Raw genomic sequence first — 16,141 nt, 5'->3', positions numbered from 1 at the left:
GTCGTCGTCGCCGTTGGAGGTTCGGCTTCCGGAAGCGGACCCTCCGGAAGCCGAACCTCCGGGATCCGGGGCGGGTACGGGAAGGGGCGCGGCCACGGGCACGGGCGGCGCGGGCACGGACACGGCTGCGGGCACGGGGACGGGTGCGGGCACGGGCACGGCGGCAGCGGTCTCCGGTCCCGTGGGCGACACGGGGGTGCGCCCATGACCTCCGGAACGCTGCTCCCGCCCTCCCCCCGCGCCGAGGAACGGGAACCGGACGCGGATCCCCGCGCGCTGCGGCCCGCCCGGATGGGGCCGGGCGATGTCCTCAAGGTCGGCGCGGTGGGGCTGCGCACCCGTCCGCTCCGGGCCTTTCTCTCAGCCCTGGGCATCGCGATCGGAATCGCCGCGATGGTCGCGGTGGTCGGCATCTCCTCCTCGTCCCGCGCCGGACTCGACCGTACGCTCGCCGCCCTCGGCACCAATCTGCTGACGGTCTCGCCGGGCTCGACCATGACCGGCGGCGAGGCCAAGCTGCCCGAGGAGGCCGAGGCCATGGTCGGGCGGATCGGTCCGGTCCGGGCGGTGTCGGCGGTCGGGCGGATCACGGACGCGAAGGTGTACCGGAACGACCGGATCCCCGAGGCGGAGACCGGCGGGATCGGCGCGTACGCCGTCCGTACCGATCTGCTGTCCACCGTCGCGGCCGAGCTGCGCGGCGGTACGTGGCTGAACGCGGCCACGGGCCGGTACCCGGCGGCGGTGCTGGGGCCGGAGGCGGCCGCGCGGCTGGGCATCGGCCGGGCGGGGCCCGACACCCGGGTCCTCATCGGCGGCCGGTGGTTCACGGTCGTGGGCATCCTGGAGCCCGCGCCGCTGGCTCCGGAGCTGGACACGGCGGCGCTGGTGGGCTGGCCGGCCGCCCGGACGGAGCTGGGCTTCGACGGCCGTCCGACGACCGTCTACGCCCGGTCCGACAAATCCGCCGTGGAGGAGGTGCGCGCCGTGCTCGGAGCCACCGCGCATCCCGAGGCCCCGAGCGAGGCGGACGTCTCCCGGCCCTCGGACGCGCTGGCCGCCGAGCAGGCGGCGGGCAAGGCCTTCACCGGGCTGCTGCTGGGGCTGGGCGCGTTGGCCCTGCTGGTCGGCGGGGTCGGAGTGGCCAACACCATGGTCATCTCGGTGCTGGAGCGGCGGGCCGAGATCGGTCTGCGGCGCTCGCTGGGGGCCACCCGGGGGCAGGTCCGTACGCAGTTCCTCGCCGAGTCGCTGCTGCTCTCCGCCCTCGGCGGAGTGGGCGGGGCGGTCCTGGGGGCGGCGGTCACCGCCGGCTACGCGCTGTTCCAGGAGTGGCCGGCCGTGGTCCCGGCGTGGGCGGTGTCCGGCGGGGTCGGCGCGACCGTGGCGATCGGCGCGCTGGCGGGTCTCTATCCGGCCGTACGGGCCTCCCGGCTCTCCCCCACGGAGGCGCTGGCCACTCCCTAGGCCCGCCTGAGGCCCGCCTGCGGAGGCGGGGCCGGGACGGCAGAAGGGCGGGGGCGGACGGCAGTGCCGTCCGCCCCCGCCCGGGGACCGTGGTGCGTCAGGCTTCGACGCTGTCCTTGCCCTTGGGGTCCTGGGGATCCTTGGGCTCGTCGCCGCTCTCGACGGCCTCGGCCGCTTCGCGCTGCGCCTGCTTCTTGGAGGCGATCAGGCTGGTGATGGTGGTGATGACCAGCACACCGCAGATGACCGTGAGCGAGAACGGAATCGAGATCTCGGGGACGCTGACCCCGCTCTCGTGCAGTGCGTGCAACACCAGCTTGACGCCGATGAAGCCGAGGATCACCGAGAGGCCGTAGCTGAGGTGAACCAGCTTCTTGAGCAGGCCGCCGATGAGGAAGTACAGCTGACGCAGACCCATCAGGGCGAAGGCGTTGGCCGTGAAGACGATGTACGGGTCCTGGGTGAGGCCGAAGATCGCCGGGATGGAGTCCAGGGCGAACAGCACATCGGTGGTGCCGATGGCGAGCATGACCACCATCAGCGGGGTCAGGATGCGCTTGCCGTTCTCATGGATGAAGAGCTTGGTGCCGTGGTACCGGTCGGCGACGCCGAACTTCTTCTCGATGGACTTGAGAAGCCGGTTCTCCTCCCAGTCGTCCTCCTCGTCGTCGGAGCGCGCCTCCTGGATGAGCTTCCAGGCGGTGAAGATCAGGAACGCGCCGAAGATGTAGAAGACCCACGAGAAGCTGGCGATGATCGCCGCGCCGGCCGCGATGAAGATGGCCCGCAGGACCAGGGCGATCAGCACACCGACCAGCAGCACCCGCTGCTGGAGGTGGGAAGGCACCGAGAACTTCGCCATGATCAGGACGAAGACGAAGAGATTGTCGACGCTCAGCGATTTCTCGGTGACGAAGCCGGCGAAGAACTCTCCGGACGCCTGACTGGAGCCGAACACCAGCAGACCGATACCGAAGAGCACCGCGAGAACGATCCAGACGATCGTCCAGATTCCGGCTTCCTTGATCGACACATCATGGGGCTTGCGCCCGATGAAGAAGTCGGCTCCGATGAGGGCGCTCAGACCGAGAATGGTCAGCACCCAAAGAGTCAATGAAACGTCCACTGCGCCTCCGGCGTCGTACGGCTCTTTGATCAGCGTCGTCGCTGCCGGAGGTCTCTTCCACCCGGGCGGTCCTAGCCGCTCGGGCCGACGCCCCGGGACCAATGGTGGTCCGTACTGACGAGTACGTCGCAGGCGGGAATACTCCCCTCCGCTTAGAGGAGCGTACAGGAGTACCCAAGCAAGGTAAAGAGCTTGGTAAAGAGTCCTTCAAATCCGCAGGTCAGCGGCTTTAACCACAGCTCTTTAGCGGGTCGTTCGCCAGTACGGGGCCACTTCACCGGCCTCTCGTAGCCCCCTCACCGCCCCTTCACAAACCCCAGGAGCGACGGGCCGCGCCCACCTGCCCCAGCACCTGCTCCAGCACCGCGCTCCCGGGCGGGACCGCCGGCGGGTGATACGTCCATGCGTGGCGGACCCAGGGATCGGCGAGGTGGTCGTCCGGCACCGGAGTGAGCCGCAGCAGCGAGCGCCACAGCGGATCCAGCACCGGGCCGTACGCGCTCGCGTCCTCCCGGTCGGCGACCATCATCAGATGGACGCCGACGGCCGGGCCCTCGTCGGCGAGATAGCGCAACTGGGTGACGGCCCGGTCGTCGAAGCCGTGCGGGAAGTCATGGACGATGAGCAGCTGCTCGGCGGTGTCCAGCTCGGGCGGCAGCGAGTCGGCCGCGCCGCCGCGCACCGCCATGCTCACCAGATCCACCCGCCGGGTGAAGGCGGTCAGCGTCTCGGAGACGCCCCGGGCTCCGGCGGCGGGCGGCGCCGCGAGGACCCCGGAGCGGATCAGCGGGGCGAGCGGGCCGGCCCCCGTGCCCGCCGGGTCGATCACATGGACGGAGAAGTCGCCGGGCGGATGGACGGCGATCAGCCGGGCCGCGTGGGCCACCGCGCACTCCATGGCCGACCGCCGGAGCCGGTCCCCGTCCAGCGCCGTCGCGGCCTCGGGGCCGCGTCCGCTGTCCACCCACAGACCGCGCTCCAGCGGCAGCCGGACCAGGAGCGGAATCCTCAGCTCACGGGCCTCGGGCAGCTGGAGATCGCCGAGGCGCAGCGCCATCGGGCGCTCCATCGGCACCCGGTAGGCGTGCCAGGCGGGGTTGTCCCAGCGGGCGAAGGCGGGGGCGAGGGCCGGTTCGACGACCTCGGATTCGGCCTGGAGCCGGTCGAGGTCCCGGTCGAGCGCCCGGCGGGCCAGGGCGGTCAGCTCCTCGCACTTGGCGCGGGCGGCCCGGCGGGCGTCGTCGGCGGTCCCGCCGACGCGTCCGCGCGGATCGGCGAGGGCCTGGTCCAGCTCCCGGTCCAGCCGGGACTCGGCGAACTCCACGGCGCTGCGGTAGGCGGCGACAGCGCGGGCCAGATCCTCGAACATGCCCCAGATCTGATGGTGGAGCCGCTCTTCCATGGACCAGCCGGTGGCGTCGCCCGCGACGGGCGGGGCGGGCCGCCCCGGCTCGGCGTCCGGCACGGCCGGGGCTGCGGGGGTCGCGGAGGTCGCGGCCGGGGGCGGGTCTGCGGGGGTCGCGGGCGGGGGCGGGACGGAGCCTCGGCGCGGGTGCGCGTAGCTGATGGGGCCGCCGACGGCTCCGGCGCTCCCGCCGGGCGTCGCGGGGCGGTGGCGGTCCGCCGGGCGCGCCGGGTCCGGTCCGGTCGCCGCCGCCGGGGTCACCGGAGACGCCGGAGTCACCGGTCCGGGGGCGGCGTACCCGTCCTCGGCGGCGCTCGGGGTGCGCAGCGGCGCGGACTCGGCCCGGGGGCCGCGCGCGGCGGCGTCCCGCTGGATCAGCGCGGCCGTCTCGTGCGCCGCCGGCAGACCCTGGTCGCGGAGGAGCTGGGCGAGCCCTCCTGCGTACCCCTGGCCGACCGCGCGGACCTTCCACGCGTCCTGTCTGCGGTACAGCTCGACGGCGACCAGCGCGGTCTCGGTGTCGAGCCCGGTGACGGCGAAGCCGGCCACCTCCGAGCCGTCCTGGCCGAGGACGGCGACGAACGGGGTTGTTGTGGCCCCGAAACTGACCGGTCCCCCGGCGCCTTCGGGGAGCGCGAGCAGCACATTCACCCGGTGGACCCCGGGCGGGACGGCGGACAGGTCGACGGCGCACCGGGCGGTGTCGGCGGCGCTCGCGAAGACCTCGACGCCGGGCAGCGCGGGCGCTCCGGGGTGGGCGACCCGGTCCTCGTGGACCGTCCCCCGCTCATCGGTGAGGGTGACGCAGACGACGACCGGATGCCCCGCCGACAGCCGGATCTCCAGACGGGCGCCGGGCAGTGGGTGGTTCTGCCCCCGGACCAGGTCGGCCGTCATCGCCTTCTCCCCCTCGAAGCTGTTCGGTGATGCCCGGGTCGTGGTGGACGGTCGGTGGGCGGCGGTCGGCGGTCGGTGCGCGGCCACGGCTGCCGGGGCCGCCCCGGGAGCCGTGGCCGGTCCCGGACCGCCGGGACGAGCCCGTACGGCGGTCCGGGGACAGCGCCCGGAGGTGTCGAAGGCGCTCGGACGCCCGAGGGCGCTGGGCGCGTGCTGGGCACACGCTCAGTCGCCGTCGGTGGCGCTCGACGGTGCTCGGCTGGTGCTCTCGGTGGTGCCGAGAGGTGCTCGAAGACGCGCCCGGAAGTGCCCGGAGGTGCTCAGAGGTGCGGCAGGATCGAGGGGATCAGGTCCTCGAACGTGCGGCCGTTGGCGGGGTTGCCGAGGGCCTTCATCTGCCAGCCGTCGACGGCGGGCTCCTTGCTGTAGCCCTGCGGAGCGCTCTTGACCCGGTTCACCTTCGCCATGATCTGCGCGGTGTAGTTGCCGCCGCCGTCGAGGGTGTAGCGCGCCATCTCCTGACCGTTGCTCTCGTCGACGATGCGGCAGAAGGCGTTCTTCACCTCCTGGAACGTCTGGCCGGTGAAGGAGTTCACGGTGAAGACGATCTGGTCGATGTGGACGGGGACCCGCGCGAGGTCCACGAGGATCGCCTCGTCGTCGCCGCCCGAGCCCGCGCCGCCGACCAGATTGTCGCCGGTGTGCCGGACCGAGCCGTCGTCGCTGACAAGATGGCGGAAGAAGACCACGTCCACCGGCTGCTTGTCGGCGAAGAGCACCGCTGAGGCGTCGAGGTCGATCTCCTTGGTGCGGGAGCCGAAGAGACCGCGACGGGCGGCCGCCTGCCAGCCGAGCCCCATCCGCACCGCCGTGAGGGTGCCCCCGCCGCTCTTCTGCAGGCTGATGGCCTGGCCCTTGGTCATATTGACCGTCACGCGCTGTCCCCATTCTCCCTGAACTGCCCGCCCCCCGTGGGCGGCTGTCCAGCCAGCACCCTACGCAGTCGTACAAGCGGACCGGCACGGCTGACGGCGATCTGTGTCGTTCTTGCAACACACCAGGTGCGCACCGGTGCGGCGGACCTGGCGCGGGGCCCGGGCAGCGGGCCCGGGCAGCGGATCCCGACGGCGGGCCCCGGCCCGGTCTCAGGCGACGCCCGCCTCCTTCATCTGCCGCAGCTCCTTCTTCAGCTCGCCGACCTCGTCCCGCAGCCGTGCGGCGACCTCGAACTGGAGGTCCGCGGCGGCGGCCCGCATCCGCTCGGTCATCTCCTCGATGATTCCGGTCAGCTCCGCCGCGGGCCGGTCGGTCGGCGTGGCGTCCGCCGCGCCGCCCCGGCGGCCCTTGCCGCCCAGCGCGGGCACCGGCGCCTTGGCGCCCTTGCCGGCCTTCTCCCCCGACTTCGGCTTGCGGTAGTCGGTGCCGAGCAGCTCCTCGGTGTCGATCTCCTCGCGCGCGATGGTGGCGACGATGTCGTTGATCTTCTTACGGAGCGGCTGCGGGTCGATGCCCCGCTCGGTGTTGTACGCGATCTGCTTCTCGCGGCGGCGGTTGGTCTCCTCGATGGCCTTCTCCATCGCCGCGGTGACCTTGTCCGCGTACATATGGACCTGGCCGGAGACATTGCGCGCCGCGCGGCCGATGGTCTGGATCAGCGAGGTCCCGGAGCGCAGGAAGCCCTCCTTGTCGGCGTCGAGGATCGCCACCAGGGAAACCTCGGGCAGGTCGAGGCCCTCCCGCAGCAGGTTGATGCCGACCAGGACGTCGTACTCGCCGGCGCGCAGCTCCCGCAGCAGCTCGACCCGGCGCAGGGTGTCGACGTCGCTGTGGAGATAGCGGACCTGGATGCCCAGCTCGAGGAAGTAGTCGGTGAGGTCCTCGGCCATCTTCTTGGTGAGGGTGGTGACGAGGACCCGCTCGTCCTTCTCGGTCCGCAGCCGGATCTCGTGCACCAGGTCGTCGATCTGCCCCTCGGTGGGCTTGACGACGACCTCCGGGTCGACGAGGCCGGTGGGTCGGATGATCTGCTCCACGAAGCCGTCGCCGCGGGACAGCTCATAGGCGCCCGGGGTGGCCGACAGATAGACCGTCTGGCCGATCCGCTGGGTGAATTCCTCCCACTTCAGCGGCCGATTGTCGAGGGCGGAGGGCAGCCGGAAGCCGTGGTCGACCAGCGTCCGCTTGCGTGAGGCGTCCCCCTCGTACATCGCGCCGATCTGCGGGACCGTGACATGCGACTCGTCGATGACCAGCAGGAAGTCCTCGGGGAAGTAGTCGAGGAGGGTGTTGGGGGGTGAGCCGGGGTCGCGGTCGTCGAAGTGCATCGAGTAGTTCTCGATGCCGGAGCAGGAGCCGATCTGGCGCATCATCTCGATGTCGTAGGTGGTGCGCATCCGCAGCCGCTGGGACTCCAGGAGCTTGCCCTGCTTGTCCAGCTCGGCGAGGCGCTGCTCCAGCTCGGCCTCGATGCCGTTGACCGCCTTCTCCAGGCGCTCGGGGCCGGCGACGTAGTGGCTGGCGGGGAAGACGTAGAGCGACTGGTCCTCGCTGAGGATCTCGCCGGTGAGGGGGTGGAGGGTGGAGAGCGCCTCGATCTCGTCGCCGAACATCTCGATGCGGACGGCCAGCTCCTCGTAGACCGGGAAGATCTCGATGGTGTCGCCGCGCACGCGGAAGGTGCCGCGGGCGAACGCCGTGTCATTGCGCGTGTACTGGATGTCGACGAAGCGGCGCAGCAGCTGGTCGCGGTCGATCTCGTCGCCGACCTTGAGCGGCACCATCCGGTCGACGTACTCCTGCGGGGTGCCCAGTCCGTAGATGCAGGAGACGGAGGCGACCACGATGACATCGCGCCGGGTGAGCAGCGAATTCGTCGCGGAGTGGCGCAGCCGCTCGACCTCCTCGTTGATCGAGGAGTCCTTCTCGATGTAGGTGTCGGACTGCGGGACGTACGCCTCGGGCTGGTAGTAGTCGTAGTACGAGACGAAGTACTCGACGGCGTTGTTCGGCAGCAGCTCGCGGAACTCGTTCGCCAGCTGGGCGGCGAGGGTCTTGTTCGGCGCCATCACCAGGGTGGGGCGCTGGAGCTTCTCGATCATCCAGGCGGTCGTCGCCGACTTTCCGGTGCCGGTCGCGCCGAGCAGGACCACGTCCTTCTCGCCCGCGCGGATACGCCGCTCCAGGTCGGCGATGGCCGTGGGCTGATCGCCACCGGGCTGGTAGGAGCTGACGACCTCGAAGGGCGCCACCGTACGTTCGATCTTGGAAACGGGCCGCATGGATCCACCGTACGACCCCCCACTGACAACCGGGTCCCGCACGGCCTCGCGGGATCGTGCCCCGGCACCGGAACAGGCCCGTGCCGGTGGGCGTCGGGCCTGGTCACAGCGGTCCGGGGAAGATCACCAGCTGTCGGAGTAGGGCTGGTCCCGGCGCTGGGGCGTCCCGGCGCGCCAGTCCTCGCGGTGTCCGCCGAGGTCGCCGGGGCGCTGTCCGTAGAGGGGCGTCGTCGACGGCTGCGGGTCCGGGGCGGCGGCGCGGCCGGTTCGGTCCGGATCGGGCTCGCCCATCACGAGCAGCGGGTCGAACATGACCACGACGCCGGCGAGGAGCAGGAAGACGGTCGGGCCGAGCAGCATGGGCGCGAGCAGGCTGGTCGGCGAGTCCCCGGAGGGGCCGAAGCCGACGGCGCCGTGCAGATGGACGCTGACCGAGGCCATGCCGGTGTAGTGCATTCCGGTCACCGCGACGCCCATCACCAGGCTGGCGCCGAGGCTGGCGAGGAAGCCGTGGATCGAGACGGCCGCCCAGAGGGCCGCGGTGGCGGCGACGACGGCGATCACCACGGAGAGGACGACGATGGGGGTGCTGTAGTCGACACGGCCCTGGAATCGCATTCCGGCCATGCCGAGGTAGTGCATGGAGGCGACGCCGAGGCCCATGATCGTGCCTCCGGTGCCGAGCGCCATCACGGTGGGCCCCCGGTATCCCACGATGAAGATCCCGATGCCGACCATGACGATCGCGACGCCGAGGCTGGCGAAGGTGATCGGCCGGTCGTAGGTGATGGGGGCCTCGTCGATGCTGAACCCCATCATGGCGATGAAGTGCATGGTCCAGATGCCCGAGCCGATGGAGGTCGCGCCCAGCGCGAGCCAGCCCGGCTTGAACGAGCCCGTGGTCCGCACCGACCTCGTGGTGCAGCGCAGTCCGAGGGCTCCGCCCAGACAGGCCATCACAAAGGCGGCCACCGGGGTGACCAGACCGTAGGTGAAACCGTCGAGGGTTCCTTGCATGCCGTGTTTCCTTCGCTCCGTGCAATCCCGCGATCCCCTGGCGGTGGTCCCTTTAGCCGCTGGTGGAACGTCTGTTCAGGGGGCGACAGTACGACCTAAAAAGCATTTCTCAAACATTTGGCCAGCGCTCTATCTGGGGAGAAACCCCCACGTGGTGCGATCTGTGGTGATCTGTACATGTTGTGGAGTCATGGCCCTCTGTCGCTCGCCCCGCCGCGAGTGTCACGCTCGCCACACCGACACGCTCGTCACACCGGCCGAACACCCCCGAGGAGTCCAGGTGTACGCACGTCTCGCCGCGGTGGCCGCGGCCTCTCTCGGAGCCGTCGCCGCGCTCCTGTCCGGACCCGCCGCACAGGCGGGACCCGCCGCACGGCCCGGACCCTCCGCACAGGCGGGACCCGCCGCACGCACAGGACTCGCGGCGCGGGCCGGAGAGGCCCCCGCCCGCTCGGAACGGCCGCTGGTCATCGCCCACCGGGGCGCCTCGGGCGGCGCGCCGGAGAACACGCTCGCCGCCGTCGACCTCGCCGACCGGATGGGGTTCGACTGGGTCGAGAACGATGTCCAGCGCACCAGGGACGGCGAACTGGTCGTCGTCCACGACGAGACCCTCGCCCGCACCACCGACGTCGAGGAGCGCTTCCCCGGGCGCGCGCCCTGGCGGGTGGGTGACTTCACGGCCGCCGAGATCGCCACCCTGGACGCGGGCGGCTGGTTCGGGCCCCGGTGGGCCGGGGAGCGCGTACCGACGCTGCGGCGGTATCTGCACCGCGTCGAACGCAACGGCCAGCGGCTGCTGCTGGAGATCAAACGGCCCGAGCTGCACCCGGGCATCGAGCGGGACACCCTGCGGGTGCTGGGCGAGGAGGGCTGGCTCGACCGCTCCCACGTCGCGCGGAGGCTGGTCGTCCAGAGCTTCGGCGCCGACAGTGTGCGGGCGGTGCACCGCCTCCGCCCGGACGTGATCACGGGCTTCCTGGGCATGCCCCCGGTCGCCGAGCTGCCCTCGTACGCGGCCTTCACCGACCGGATCAACCCGGCGCACACCGCTCTCACGTCGGCGTACGTCGCCGAGGTGCACCGGCTCGACGGAGCGCGGGGGGAGCGGCTCCAGGTGTACACCTGGACCGTCAACGACGCGGCGGGCGCGCGGCGGGCCGACGGCTTCGGGGTGGACGGCATCATCACCGACCACCCGGACGTGGTGCGGGACGCCGTCGGCTGAACGGGGCGGGGCGGGGAGCCGGGACGGGCAGCGGGGCCGGGCGGGGCGTGCGCGGAGGGCGTTGTCAGTGCCCGGTCGTACGGTGGTCCCATGAACAGCTTCGAGTGGACCGTCGTGACCACGGCCGTCGGGCCGCTGCTCCTCGCCGCCACCGACAAGGGCCTGGTCACCGTGGCCTTCCACGCCGACCCGGCCGTCCGCGACCGGGAGCTGGGCCGGCTGGCCGACCGGCTCGGCGGCGAGGGCGCGCAGGACGCCACGGGCCTGCTCGCTGAGCCGATACGCCAGTTCACGGCGTACTTCGAGGGCGGGCCGCACACCTTCACCCTGCCGCTCGACTGGTCCCTGACCAGCGGGTTCAACCGCGAGGTGCTGCGCGAGCTGGCCTCCGGCGTCCCCTACGGCACCGTCGTGGGATACGGGGATCTGGCGGCCCGGGTCGGCCAGCCGGGCGCGGCCCAGGCCGTGGGCGCGGCGATGGGCGCCAATCCGCTGCCCGTGGTGGTGCCGTGCCATCGCGTGGTGGAGACGGGCGGCAAGCTGGGCGGCTTCAGCGGCGGCCTGGAGACCAAGCGGAAGCTGCTGGCGCTGGAGGGAGTGCTTCCGGAGCCGCTGTTCTGAGCCACGGCACCACAGGTCCCGCAGATCCCGCAGGCGCCGCGACAGCGCCGGCCCGGGCGGGAGAGCGCAGGTCAGGGACGAATGGCCCGGTGAACAAAGAGGCGCGGGCTGACAGACTGCGCGAGTGAGCACCGGACCTGACACACCTGACATATCCGACGGCGATCGGGCGGACGGCCCGGCGGCCCGGGCTCCGGCCGCCGCGCCGCCGGCCGGGCTTCCGCTCTCCGCGGAGCGGCTGTCCGCGCTGCGCCGGCGCACCACCGTCGTCCTGGTCGTCAGTCAGGTGCTGGGCGGCCTCGGTATCGCGATCGGGGTCGCGCTCGCCGCCGTGCTGGCGGAACGGGTCAGCGGCTCACCGGCCCTGTCCGGTCTGGCCCCGACCGCGACCGTCGCCGGCACGGCCCTGCTCTCCGCGCCGCTGGCCGCGCTGATGACCTCCCGGGGCCGGCGCGCCGGGCTGGTGGCCGCCTATCTGATCGGAGCGCTGGGCGCGGGGCTGGTGGTGCTGGGAGCCGTCGCGGAGAACTTCCCGCTGCTGCTCGCCGGCATGGCCGGGTTCGGCGCGGGAGCCTCGGCGAATCTCCAGGCTCGGTTCGCCGCCGCCGACCTCGCCGAACCCGAACGGCGCGGGCGGGCGATCTCGCTCGTCGTCTGGGCGACCACGGTCGGCGCGGTCCTCGGCCCCAATGTCGCCGCGCCCGCGGGCCGTACCGTCTCCGGGCTCGGCATTCCGGCGGAGGCCGGACCGTTCCTCTGGGCGGCCGGGGTCTTCCTGATCTCCGCCGTGGTGGTCCAGCTGCTGCTCCGCCCCGATCCGCTGCTCACCGCCCGGGCCCTCGCCCCCGGCGACCACCGCGCCGAGGGCCGCTCGCTGCGGGCCGGGGCGGCGGCCGTGCGCGCGTCGCCGATGGCCCGGCTCGCGGTGGTCACCGCCGCCGTGTCGCACACCGCGATGGTGGGGATCATGTCGATGACACCGCTGGCGCTCAGCCATCACGGTGCGGGCATCGAGCTGATCGGGCTGGTCATCAGCGGCCATATCGCGGGCATGTACGCGTTCTCCCCGGTGATGGGGTGGCTGACCGACCGGGTCGGCAGACTCGCGGTCATCGGCCTCGCGACGGGGCTGCTCTCGGTCTCGGCGCTGCTGGCCGGCACGGCGGGCCCCAGCCACACCCAGGTCGCGATCGGTCTGTTCCTGCTCGGACTCGGCTGGTCGGCGGGGGTGGTGGCCGCGTCGGCGCTGCTCACCGAATCCGTGCCGCCGTCCGCCCGAGCCGCCGCCCAGGGGCTCTCCGACCTGGTCATGAACGCGGCCGCGGGCGTCGGCGGCGTCATGGCCGGCCTGATCGTGGCCCAGGCGGGGTACGGCTCGCTCAATCTGGCGGGCGCGCTGCTGCTGCTCCCGATGGCGGCCCTCGCGGTGCGCCGGGCGGGCGGCCGATCCGGCGGAGCGCGTACGGACCCGTCCGGCTGAACCGGCGGCGGCCGGACCGTCCGGATCCGCCGAGGCGTGCGCGAAATCGGCCCGGCCCGGCTCCCCCACCCCGGCGTACGGCGGGTTTGGACGGCCCGCGGCCGTGCCAGGGATGGGACATGCCGCTCACCGAGGTGTCCGAGGAAGTACGGGAAGCTCTCGCCGCCCACCGGCCCGTGGTGGCCCTGGAGTCGACGATCATCGCCCATGGTCTGCCGCGCCCCCGGAATCTGGCCGTGACCATGGAGCTGGAGGGGTGCGTACGGTCGCACGGCGCGGTCCCCGCCACGATCGCCGTCCTCGACGGCCGGGTCCGCGTCGGCCTGGAGAGACGGCAGCTGGAACGGGTCGCCCGCGATCCGGAGGTGCGCAAACTCGGCCGGCGCGACCTCGCGCCCGCCCTGGCGCGCCGGGCGAGCGGAGCGACGACGGTGTCGGCGACGGCGTTTCTGGCGGCCCGGGCGGGGATCGGGGTCCTCGCGACCGGCGGGCTCGGCGGGGTGCATCGCGAGTGGACGCGTGAGCAGGACGAGTCGGCCGATCTGCGGACGCTGGCGGAGACCGGGATCGCGGTGGTGTGCGCGGGAGTGAAGTCGGTGCTCGACGTCCCGGCGACGCTGCAACGGCTGGAGACGCTGGGGGTGACCGTGCTCGGCTACCGGACCGACCGCTTCCCCGGCTTCTGTCTGTCGTCCTCCGGGGAGCCGGTGGACTGGACGGCGCACAGCCCCGAGGAGGTCGCCGAGGTGGTCCGCGCGCGGCGGGCGCTGGGCGCTCCGGAATCGGCGCTGATCGTCGCCCAGCCGGTGCCGGAGTCGGAGCAGCTCGACCCGGAACTGCACGACCGGGTCGTGGGCGAGGCGCTGGACGAGTGCCGCGAGCGGGGCATCAGGGGCCAGGCGGTGACCCCGTTCCTGCTCGACTCGCTGGCCCGGCGGACCGGGGGCGCGTCGCTGGAGGCGAATGTGGCGGCGGTACGCGGCAACGCCCGTCTGGCGGCGCAGGTCGCGGCGGCCCTCTGAGCACCCGTACGGTCACGGCGGCCCTCCGAGCGGCGGCGCGGGTCACGCGGCGTCGGGAACCTCCGGTCCGGTGCCGGGATGTCCCCGCACGACGACCGCACGACGACCGCGCGGATCCCCGGCGGCCCGCGCGCGGCGGCGGCACGGGCCGGGGCCCGGTGAACGGCGGCTCCGCGCGCTCCGACCGCACTGCCGGGCGGTGGCGGAAGCGGTCATCCCGGTCGTCGTCGGCGTCCGGCCGGCCGCGCCCGGCTCCCGGGAGCCGTCGGACGGCGCGTCACTCCCCCGCGCAGGACGGCGCCTCCACCCCGACGGAGAGCGGGCTGCCCTTGGGCAGTACATAGGTCAGATAGAGCACCACCGGTTCGGTCCCGAGATTTCGTCCGATGTGCCGGTGCTCCGGTCCCGACGGTTCCACGAAGGCGGATCCGGCCGGGGTCACCTCGACCGAGCAGTCCTCCAGGGTCCGGGTCAGCGTGCCGGACTGGACGAGGACCAGCAACTGGCCGTCGTGGTAGTGCCAGCCGGTGGAGCCCCCCGGGTCGATGGTGATCGTCCGGACGACCACATCGGTGGGACCCTTGGCCTTCAACTTCAGCTTTCCCTTGGAGACGCCCTGGGCGAGCACCGTGCCGGTGACACCGCTTCCGGGAGTGGCGTTCGCGGCGGACGGCACCGTCGCTATGAGGCCGAGAGAGGCGGTGAGAAGCATCGCTCCCCAAATGCGCCTCAGCCGTCCCACTCTCCCCAGCCTGCCCTTCAGCCCCATGGAATCCTCCAACTCTTCGGCAGGGAGCGGACGTTCCCCTGCGGACGCCCGGCTCTGACCCGTCGCCGAAAACGGGCACGCTACCGAAACCGAAAAGGGCCGGAAAGAGATCCGGCCAGAAGAGGAGAGCCCTCCGGGAGCGACGTTCCGGGGGCGGAGCACGAAGCGGAATCGCGCCGAGAAGGACGGCGGCGGGGCGGCGAGCGGACCCGGGGGCACGGTCGCCGCTCGCCCGGAGCGGACCGTGGACGCGTCCGCCCTCCCCGGCTGCCGCCACATCCGGAGCGGCATCGCCGAGCCCGCGGCGGGCGGCGGCCCGGGCGTGATCGACCTGGGCCTTGACGTCCGTCTCCACTGCGATGATCTGATGGTGCTTCGCCGTGTGATCACGTCGCGGGAACCGCCCCACACCTGACCGACCACGCCGAGCCGCCTCGCCTGTTGAGCGGCTCGGCGCTTCCGCCCCCTCAGCCCTTCACACCCCGGGAAGTAAGCACCATGGAGACAGCCGTCATCGCGGTCATCGGCACTCTGCTCGGCTCAGTGGTCACCCATGTGTTCCAGCGCCTGACGACCGAGCGCACCGCGGCGCTCACCCGGGCCGAGCAGCTGCGCCAGGAGCGGATCTCCGCGTACAGCAACTTCGCGGGGGCCCTCGTCGACTACCGGCGCGGCCAGAACGACCGCTGGCACCGGGCGCAGCTCACCCCGGGCAGCACGGAGGCCGAGGAGGCCCGGATCGACTCCTACCGGCTGCGCTCAAGCGCCCATCAGGCGCTGATCCGGGTGCAGTTGGTGTGCGAGGAGCCGCAGACCCTGGCGCTGGCGGCGGCCGCCTTCGAGGTGACGAACTGTATGCACGAGGCGCCTGACGAGGAGGACCGCTCACAGCGCTCGGAGCAGGCGCGCGAGACGCTGTCGGAGTTCATCGGGGCGGCGGCGCCGAGCGTCCGCTGAATCCCGGCGCCCGTCGAAGGCCGGGCGCCGCCGCCCTGTCCCGCTCAGCCCTCGGCGCGGCGGATGCGGCGGCCCCGGTGGTAGAGCGCGACGCCGCCCAGCAGCAGAACGGCGCCGGCCGGAACGGCATAGCCCACAGGGCCGGCTCCGGTGTTGGCGAGCGCCTTGGACGGGCCGGACGCGGGGGACGGACCCGAGTCGATCGGCTTCACCGACGGCGGCTCCTGCGGCTGCTGCGGCTTCTCCGGGGGCACGACCTTCGGAGGCGTCACCGGCTTGGGCGGTGTGACGGGCTTCGGCGGCGTCACCGGCTTGGGCAGGGTGGGCGGCTCGACGGTGATGGGCGGCTCGGAGTGATTGCCCGAGGAGTTGCCGAACGCGGGGTTGAGCAGGCCGACGACATTCACCGAGTTGCCCGTGGCGTTCACCGGGAGGTCGATCGGGAGCTGTACGCCATTGCCGGAGACGACGCCGGGGGAGTTCGTCGCACCTCCCTGGGCGATCGCCCCGCCGCCGTTGGAGCCGTTCGCGGGCGGGCCGTCGTGCGAGGTGTTCTCGCAGGTGTTGCCGAACGCCGGGTTGAGCAGCGCGACGACGTTGACCGTGTTCCCGCAGACGTTGACCGGGAGGTGCACGGGGAGTTGCACCGCGTTGCCCGCGATCACACCGGGGGAACCGGCCGTTCCGCCGTCCGCGACGGAGTCGGCCTGCGCCTGGCCCGCCATGGCGAGCGCACCGCCCGTGAGCATCACGGCGGCCAGTCCCCTTCGGTGAAGTTGCCTCATGGTTCCCTGCTTTCGGAAGGTCCGCGCGGGCGCCTGCCCGCATCCCGGACAACGACTCGCGCCACTCCTTCGGCCCACGCGGGAGGCCA

General features: G+C 72.5%; 14 protein-coding genes. 7 read left to right on the top strand and 7 right to left on the bottom strand.

What is annotated here, in order from left to right:
• The first annotated feature begins 291 nt into the window (after positions 1-291).
• Positions 292-1,467, top strand: a complete 1,176-nt coding sequence (locus ACF089_RS15595; RefSeq protein WP_392026472.1) for an ABC transporter permease — start codon at positions 292-294, stop codon at positions 1,465-1,467.
• 97 nt (positions 1,468-1,564) lie between these two features.
• On the opposite strand, the gene ACF089_RS15590 is transcribed toward ACF089_RS15595, so the two are convergent.
• The 5 genes from ACF089_RS15590 to ACF089_RS15570 form a co-directional block, all read right to left on the bottom strand.
• Positions 1,565-2,593: a TerC family protein gene (locus tag ACF089_RS15590; RefSeq protein WP_392026335.1), complete on the bottom strand. Its 1,029-nt coding sequence runs from the start codon at positions 2,591-2,593 to the stop codon at positions 1,565-1,567.
• A gap of 307 nt (positions 2,594-2,900) precedes the next feature.
• Positions 2,901-4,895: a TerD family protein gene (locus ACF089_RS15585; RefSeq protein ID WP_392026333.1), complete on the bottom strand. Its 1,995-nt coding sequence runs from the start codon at positions 4,893-4,895 to the stop codon at positions 2,901-2,903.
• 320 nt (positions 4,896-5,215) lie between these two features.
• Positions 5,216-5,830, bottom strand: a complete 615-nt coding sequence (locus ACF089_RS15580) for a TerD family protein (protein ID WP_392026332.1) — start codon at positions 5,828-5,830, stop codon at positions 5,216-5,218.
• A 210-nt stretch (positions 5,831-6,040) separates the two neighbouring features.
• The gene (gene uvrB / locus ACF089_RS15575) at positions 6,041-8,173 is read right to left on the bottom strand and encodes an excinuclease ABC subunit UvrB (protein WP_392026330.1); all 2,133 of its coding nucleotides are present in this window, start codon (positions 8,171-8,173) and stop codon (positions 6,041-6,043) included.
• A 123-nt stretch (positions 8,174-8,296) separates the two neighbouring features.
• Complete coding sequence (locus ACF089_RS15570) at positions 8,297-9,190, bottom strand: MHYT domain-containing protein (protein ID WP_392026328.1); 894 nt, start codon at positions 9,188-9,190, stop codon at positions 8,297-8,299.
• Between the two features lie 280 nt (positions 9,191-9,470).
• On the opposite strand from ACF089_RS15570, the gene ACF089_RS15565 reads away from it, so the two are divergent.
• The 4 genes from ACF089_RS15565 (at position 9,471) to ACF089_RS15550 (ending at position 13,541) form a co-directional block, all read left to right on the top strand.
• Positions 9,471-10,418: a glycerophosphodiester phosphodiesterase gene (locus ACF089_RS15565; RefSeq protein WP_392026326.1), complete on the top strand. Its 948-nt coding sequence runs from the start codon at positions 9,471-9,473 to the stop codon at positions 10,416-10,418.
• A gap of 90 nt (positions 10,419-10,508) precedes the next feature.
• On the top strand, positions 10,509-11,039 hold the full coding sequence (locus tag ACF089_RS15560; protein WP_392026325.1) for a methylated-DNA--[protein]-cysteine S-methyltransferase: 531 nt from the start codon (positions 10,509-10,511) through the stop codon (positions 11,037-11,039).
• 238 nt (positions 11,040-11,277) lie between these two features.
• Entirely contained in the window at positions 11,278-12,519 is a 1,242-nt protein-coding gene (locus ACF089_RS15555; RefSeq protein ID WP_392026470.1) for an MFS transporter, read from the top strand.
• A gap of 119 nt (positions 12,520-12,638) precedes the next feature.
• Positions 12,639-13,541, top strand: coding sequence for a pseudouridine-5'-phosphate glycosidase (locus tag ACF089_RS15550; protein WP_392026323.1), 903 nt, complete (start codon positions 12,639-12,641; stop codon positions 13,539-13,541).
• 277 nt (positions 13,542-13,818) lie between these two features.
• Here the strand turns inward: ACF089_RS15550 and ACF089_RS15545 are convergent, their stop codons facing one another.
• The gene (locus ACF089_RS15545) at positions 13,819-14,253 is read right to left on the bottom strand and encodes a cupin domain-containing protein (RefSeq protein WP_392026321.1); all 435 of its coding nucleotides are present in this window, start codon (positions 14,251-14,253) and stop codon (positions 13,819-13,821) included.
• A 301-nt stretch (positions 14,254-14,554) separates the two neighbouring features.
• Here ACF089_RS15545 and ACF089_RS15540 point away from each other — a divergent pair, with 301 nt between their 5' ends.
• Both ACF089_RS15540 and ACF089_RS15535 read left to right on the top strand, forming a co-directional pair.
• The gene (locus ACF089_RS15540; RefSeq protein ID WP_392026319.1) at positions 14,555-14,725 is read left to right on the top strand and encodes a hypothetical protein; all 171 of its coding nucleotides are present in this window, start codon (positions 14,555-14,557) and stop codon (positions 14,723-14,725) included.
• 83 nt (positions 14,726-14,808) lie between these two features.
• A complete protein-coding gene (locus tag ACF089_RS15535; RefSeq protein WP_392026317.1) occupies positions 14,809-15,267 on the top strand; it encodes a hypothetical protein in 459 nt (152 codons plus the stop codon).
• Between the two features lie 44 nt (positions 15,268-15,311).
• Here the strand turns inward: ACF089_RS15535 and ACF089_RS15530 are convergent, their stop codons facing one another.
• Positions 15,312-16,052, bottom strand: coding sequence for a chaplin (locus tag ACF089_RS15530; protein ID WP_392026316.1), 741 nt, complete (start codon positions 16,050-16,052; stop codon positions 15,312-15,314).
• Positions 16,053-16,141: the final 89 nt, after the last annotated feature.

Origin of the sequence: Streptomyces sp. NPDC014894 (assembly GCF_043080985.1) — a bacterium.
Lineage (GTDB): Bacteria > Actinomycetota > Actinomycetes > Streptomycetales > Streptomycetaceae > Streptomyces.
The sequence above is the reverse complement of the archived record's forward strand: the minus strand, read 5'-3'. Positions and strand labels throughout refer to the sequence as shown.

Excerpts from the sequence above, each read along its gene's own strand:
- ACF089_RS15535 (WP_392026317.1), top strand. The coding sequence starts at position 14,809 with ATGGAGACAGCCGTCATCGCGGTCATCGGCACTCTGCTCGGCTCAGTG.
- uvrB (WP_392026330.1), bottom strand. The coding sequence starts at position 8,173 with ATGCGGCCCGTTTCCAAGATCGAACGTACGGTGGCGCCCTTCGAGGTC.
- ACF089_RS15560 (WP_392026325.1), top strand. The coding sequence starts at position 10,509 with ATGAACAGCTTCGAGTGGACCGTCGTGACCACGGCCGTCGGGCCGCTG.
- ACF089_RS15595 (WP_392026472.1), top strand. The coding sequence starts at position 292 with ATGGGGCCGGGCGATGTCCTCAAGGTCGGCGCGGTGGGGCTGCGCACC.
- ACF089_RS15570 (WP_392026328.1), bottom strand. The coding sequence starts at position 9,190 with ATGCAAGGAACCCTCGACGGTTTCACCTACGGTCTGGTCACCCCGGTG.
- ACF089_RS15585 (WP_392026333.1), bottom strand. The coding sequence starts at position 4,895 with ATGACGGCCGACCTGGTCCGGGGGCAGAACCACCCACTGCCCGGCGCC.
- ACF089_RS15550 (WP_392026323.1), top strand. The coding sequence starts at position 12,639 with ATGCCGCTCACCGAGGTGTCCGAGGAAGTACGGGAAGCTCTCGCCGCC.
- ACF089_RS15530 (WP_392026316.1), bottom strand. The coding sequence starts at position 16,052 with ATGAGGCAACTTCACCGAAGGGGACTGGCCGCCGTGATGCTCACGGGC.
- ACF089_RS15545 (WP_392026321.1), bottom strand. The coding sequence starts at position 14,253 with ATGCTTCTCACCGCCTCTCTCGGCCTCATAGCGACGGTGCCGTCCGCC.